The organism is Streptomyces sp. ISL-36, from assembly GCF_018614205.1.
GTDB lineage: Bacteria > Actinomycetota > Actinomycetes > Streptomycetales > Streptomycetaceae > Streptomyces.
Genome location: NZ_JAGGOS010000184.1, coordinates 1 through 5,296 on the forward strand (window position 1 = coordinate 1; position 5,296 = coordinate 5,296).

A 5,296-nucleotide genomic window follows, 5' to 3' on the forward strand; every position below is an offset into this window, starting at 1 on the left:
CACCGGGACCGCGGACCCGGCCCTGTCCGCCGGGCCTCACCGGCACTCGGACCTGCCCCGGCCACCGGGACCGCGAGCCCGGCCCCGTCCACCGGCCCGGCCCGGTCCGCGGTGCCGGCGCGTTACGCCGGGACGGCGGTCTCCGGTGTGCCGCGCGCGATGATCGCCGCCGTGTCCAGGCCCGTCGGCAGCGTGCCGAAGGCGATGCCCCAGTCGCTGTCCAGCCGCGAGGCGCAGAAGGCGTCCGCCACCGCCGGGTGGCCGTGCCGGACGAGCAGTGAGCCCTGCAGGACCAGTGCCATCCGTTCGACCAGACGGCGAGCCCGGTACTGGAGAGCGGCGGCGTCGCCGAGATCGCCCAGGTCCTTGCGCAGCCGGGCCGTGGCCGCGTCCAGTCGCCGGTCGGCGCCGGCCGCGCGGTCGATCTCCGTGAAGAACGCCTCCACGGCCTGCGGCTGCCGCCCCATGGCCCGCAGCACGTCGAGCGCGGCCACGTTGCCCGAGCCCTCCCAGATGGAGGGGAGCGGGGACTCGCGGTAGAGCCGGGGGAGACCCGAGTCCTCGACGTAGCCGTTGCCGCCCAGGCACTCCAGCGCCTCCGCCGCGTGTGCGGGCGCCCTCTTGCACACCCAGTACTTGGTCACCGCGAGCCCGATCCGGCGCAGCAACTCCTCCTCCGCGTCACCCGCGGCCGCCCGGTCCACCGCCCCGGCGAGCCGCAGCCCGGCGATCGTCGCCGCCTCCGCCTCTACCGCCAGGTCGGCCAGGACGTTCGTCATCAGCGGCTGGTCGATCAGCCGGGCCCCGAACGCGGAGCGGTGCGTCGCATGATGAACGGCCTGCACGAGCCCCTGACGCATTCCGGAGGCCGAACTCACCGCGCAGTCCAGGCGGGTCATGTTCACCATCCGGATGATGGTGGCCACGCCCCGGCCCTCCTCGCCGACCAGGCGACCCAGGGCTCCCTCGTACTCGATCTCGGAGGAGGCGTTGGAACGGTTGCCGAGCTTGTCCTTGAGGCGCTGCAGCCGGATCGCGTTGCGCGTGCCGTCCGGCAGGACGCGGGGCACCAGGAAGCAGGAGAGGCCGCCCGGTGCCTGGGCCAGGGTGAGGAACACGTCCGACATCGGCGCCGAGGTGAACCACTTGTGACCGGTCAGCGCGTAGCAGCCGTCCTCGCCGGTCGGCACCGCACGCGTCGTGTTGGCGCGGACGTCCGAGCCGCCCTGCTTCTCGGTCATGGACATCCCGGCGATGATGCCGCGCTTCGACGTCGGCTCGCGCAGTCCGAAGTCGTAGAAGGGGGAGGTGAGAAGCGGCTCGTACACGTCGGCGAGGTCGGGCTGGGCCCGTAGCGCGGGCACCGCCGCGTACGTCATCGAGATCGGACACAGGTGCCCCGGGTCGGCCTGCCCCCAGACGAACACCTTGGCCGCCCGCGCCACATGGGCGCCCGGCCGCTCGTCGCGCCACGGGGCCCCGTGCAAGCCGTGGCGCACGGCGACGGTCATCAGCTCGTGCCAGTACGGATGGAACTCCACCTCGTCGACCCGGTGGCCGTAGCGGTCGTGGGTGTGCAGCACCGGTGAGTTCCGCTCGGCGAGCCGCCCCCACTCCTGGGCCTGTTCGCCGCCGGCCAGCACACCCAGCTCGCGCACCTCGGTCTCGGCCCAGCCGGCGCCCTCCCGGCGCAGGCTCTCCAGCAGGGCCGGGTCGGCCGAGACGTCGTAACCGCTCAGCGGCGGGACCTGATTGGTGACCTCATGCGTGCTCGGCATCGGGAACTCCCAGGGCTCTCAGGGTGAACGTGACCAGGGCGGGTACGGTGTCGGGCCCCACGGCCCCCTCCGCCAGCGGGCCCACGAGCGCCTCCGCGCCCGCTCCCACGAGAGCGGATGCGGTCAACAGGGCGTCCTGCGGCGGAAGCTGTCCGGTGCGCACGCCCTCGGTGATCTGCTCGGCGAACACGTCACGGAACGCCCGCCGGAACACCAGCCGTTCGGCGTCCACGGCCGGATCGACGGGCTCGGCGAGCAGGGCGTACGCGAGGCGCGGCGACTTCAGGGCGCGGTGCGCGAACGTCTCGACGACCGCGACGACCCGCTCGGCGGCGTCCGCGCGACCGGGCCGCCGGGCCGCCTCGGACACGGCGGCCACCTCACGGGAGACCACGGTCCGGAACAGCTCGACGGCCAGCTCGGCCTTGCTGGGGAAGTGGCGGTAGACGCTCCCGGTGGCGATCCCGGCCCGGGCGGCGACGGCGGCCATCGTGCAGCCCGCGTAGCCGTGCTCGGCGAGCAGCTCCAGGGCCGCGTCGACGACGGTGGCGCGTCGGTCGTCGAGCCGGGCCTGGACCGCGGGCGTGCGTCGGTAGGGCATGGAAGAAGTGAAGCAGTGATTCATTGCTTCATCAAGGCTCGCCCGCTCCCGAAAAGGTTGTGGGGGCCGCGGCATTGGGGGAGGCTCGTACCCGGTTCCGGGCGGTGCCGGGCATGCCGATAGGTGCCGGAGCACCGGCCGCCCCTCGTCATCCGTATCGACTACGGCGACGAGAGCGCCTGGCACGCGGTGCGAGCCGCCCTCGCCGAGGACCCGGATCTCTCCGCGCACATCGTCGACGACCCCCTCTGGGCGGGCGCTCCGGCCGACGAGGTGCTGGCGGCGGTCGGGGCGGACGAGGAGCTGAGTGTCGTGTTCCTCGCCGACGCGGCGACGATGGCCTCGGCGCACCACGCGCTGCTCGCCGTGACGACCGTGACGCGGGCGGAGTGCGAGGACGACGAGGAGTACGCGCTGCTCACCGGGTTCGGCGACCGTTTCCGTACGGTCCCGGCGGGAGTCCACGACGTCCACGCGAACCTGTCGCTCGCCACCATGGGATTCGAGGAGTACGCCGAAGCGGCGCACGAGGACCCCGAGGGGATCTTCCGGAGGTTCTGAGGAGTGCCCGGGCCGCCGTGGCCCGGGCGCCCCCGCGCTCGTCAGCCGACGAAGATCTCGGTCACGGACCAGATCGCCAGGGCCGCCATGCACAGTCCGCCGATGCGCTGCACCGTCTTCAACGGGACGCGCTTGGCGATGAAACGGCCGGCGACCAGGGCGAGCGCCGAGACGCTCATCAGGGCCGCGGCGGAGCCGATCGCCGTCGACCACGTGCCGTTGGTGGCGGCGAGGTTGGCGGTGGTGATCTGCGTCAGGTCACCCCACTCGCTGATGAAGACGGCCATGAAGGCGGTGGAGTAGACGGGCCAGAAGCCCGTCACCGTCCTGCCGCCGGCCTCGTCCTGCTCGTCGTCGTCCCCGCCGCGCAGCAGCATGAAGGCGCCGAAGGCGAACAGCAGCGCCGAGACGAGCTTGACGATCCAGTCGGGCAGCAGGCCGAGGAGGCTGCCTGCGCCCACGGCGATGGCGACGTGCGCGACGAACGCGGTCGAGGTGCCGAACCAGACGTACAGCGGACGCATCCGCGTGCCCATGGCGAGGGACGCGAACATCGTCTTGTCGGGAAGCTCGGCAAGGAAGATCAGCCCGAAGGCGGTGAGGATCGCCAAGGGGTCGAGGTGCATACCGGGGGCTCTCTGCTCGGTCCGGGCCCGGGATCCGCACGGCACCACGGTGGGCGACGGGAAGAACCACTCGGCCCGGCATGACGGGCCACACCCGCGGGATGCGGGCACGGCGAGTGCCTGGCCGAAGGTCTCGCCCGCCCGCGCTTCCGCGCGGACCCGGCCACCGGGAACCCGAGGGCTCCAGTGTGTCGACGACCGGTTCGCAGGGCTACTCCCCTTCGCTGCCGCCCAGTGTAACCGAGCGCCCCGCCGATCTTGGTGGGCGATCTTGGTAGACACTGTCTACGCCGACTGGTAGACAGTGTCTATGCATACGGAGCCCGAGACCGAGGCGGGGCTGCGCCGCCGACTGATCGACGCCGGAGTCCAGCTGGTGCACACCGAAGGCGCGCAAGCGCTGTCCCTGCGGGAGATCGCCCGGCGCGCCGGGGTCTCCCACGGCGCCCCACGCCGCCACTTCCCGACCCACCTGGACCTGCTGTCGGCCATCGCCCGCGAGGGCTTCGCCGATCTCGCCGACCGGGTCGCCACCACACTCGCGACGGCACACGACGGCCCGCGGGCCGAACTCGACGCGCTCGCCGGCGTCTACCTCGACTTCGCGCTCACCCACCGCGGCATGTACGAGCTGATGTTCCGCCACGACCTGCTGGAGAGCGGTCGGCTCGGGCTGCGCGACACCAGCCTTCCCCTCTTCGAACTCCTCACCCGGCTCGTCGACCGGGCCCGCCCCGGAGCGGAGCCCGAGCCGTCGCTCGTCGCCGGCGCGCTCTGGGCGAACCTCCACGGCATCGCACAGCTCTGGGGCTGGGGCAGCCTGCAGCTGGCCGCGGGAACGGACGCCGTCGAGCCCCTGCTCCGGGCCGCCCTCGACGCCCACCTCGGCCCGGCGGGAGAGACCCGGTGAAGGGACAGCGCCCGCTCACCCTGGCCTGCAGTGTCGTCGGCGCCGCCGTCGTCGCCCTCGACGGGACCGTCCTGACCCTCGCCCAGCCCGCCCTCCAGCACGATCTGCACGCGGACTTCTGGCAGGTCCAGTGGACCAGCACCGGATATCTCATCGCGGTCGCGAGCCTGCTCGTCTTCTCGGGCAGGCTCGGGGACCGCTACGGGCACCGGAGGGTCTTCGCCCTCGGCACGCTCGGCTTCGCCGCCGCGTCGGCCGCCGTCGCGGTCGCCCCCGGCATCGGCTGGGTGATCGCCCTGCGCGTACTGCAAGGCGTCTGCGGGGCGCTCCTTCAGCCGGCCACGCTCGGCATGCTGCGCGCCGCCTACCCGCCCGACCGGCTGGCGATGCCCATCGCGCTGCGCACCAGCGCCATCGGCCTCGCGGCCGCGGCGGGCCCGGTCCTCGGCGGCGCGCTGGTGAGCGCGTACGGCTGGCGCTCGGTCTTCGCCCTCACCGTGCTCCCCGCCCTCGCGATCGGCCTTCTCGCCCTCCTCACGCTCGCCGTCCCCGCCCCGCTCCCGCCCGCCTCCCCGGCCACCCGCGTCCCCACGTCCCTACTCTCGCCCGCGTCCCCGGCCGTTGCCGTCCCCGTCCCCGCCGTCGCTGGTGCCGTCGCCGACGGCGGCCGGCCGCCGGACCGGGCCGCGCCCGGCGTGCCCGCCCGCACGTTCCTGGACCTGCCCGGCGCCTTCCTCCTCGCCGTGACCCTGGCCTGCCTGGTCCATGTCCTCGTCGCCGTACCGGAATCCGGCCCGTCCCCGGCCACCGCGCTCGCCCT

Annotated in this window: 6 protein-coding genes; 3 read left to right on the forward strand and 3 right to left on the reverse strand. The window is 73.5% G+C overall.

All coding sequences use genetic code 11. The features are described from left to right. Window positions 1–122 precede the first annotated feature (122 nt). Window positions 123–1,778: an acyl-CoA dehydrogenase family protein gene (locus J7E93_RS34735; protein ID WP_215074026.1), complete on the reverse strand. Its 1,656-nt coding sequence runs from the start codon at window positions 1,776–1,778 to the stop codon at window positions 123–125. Continuing rightward, window positions 1,762–2,379, reverse strand: a complete 618-nt coding sequence (locus J7E93_RS34740) for a TetR/AcrR family transcriptional regulator (RefSeq protein WP_215074027.1) — start codon at window positions 2,377–2,379, stop codon at window positions 1,762–1,764. Before J7E93_RS34740 ends, J7E93_RS34735 begins: the two co-directional genes overlap by 17 nt. A gap of 123 nt (window positions 2,380–2,502) precedes the next feature. On the opposite strand from J7E93_RS34740, the gene J7E93_RS34745 reads away from it, so the two are divergent. Then, entirely contained in the window at window positions 2,503–2,940 is a 438-nt protein-coding gene (locus J7E93_RS34745; protein ID WP_215074028.1) for a hypothetical protein, read from the forward strand. A gap of 41 nt (window positions 2,941–2,981) precedes the next feature. On the opposite strand, the gene J7E93_RS34750 is transcribed toward J7E93_RS34745, so the two are convergent. Then, window positions 2,982–3,566, reverse strand: coding sequence for a TMEM165/GDT1 family protein (locus tag J7E93_RS34750; RefSeq protein ID WP_215074029.1), 585 nt, complete (start codon window positions 3,564–3,566; stop codon window positions 2,982–2,984). A gap of 310 nt (window positions 3,567–3,876) precedes the next feature. Between J7E93_RS34750 and J7E93_RS34755 the strand changes: the two genes are divergently transcribed. Beyond that, window positions 3,877–4,476, forward strand: coding sequence for a TetR/AcrR family transcriptional regulator (locus J7E93_RS34755; RefSeq protein ID WP_215074030.1), 600 nt, complete (start codon window positions 3,877–3,879; stop codon window positions 4,474–4,476). Continuing rightward, on the forward strand, window positions 4,473–5,296 hold an 824-nt coding region (locus tag J7E93_RS34760), incomplete at its 3' end, for an MFS transporter (RefSeq protein WP_215074031.1). The genes J7E93_RS34755 and J7E93_RS34760, both read left to right, overlap by 4 nt.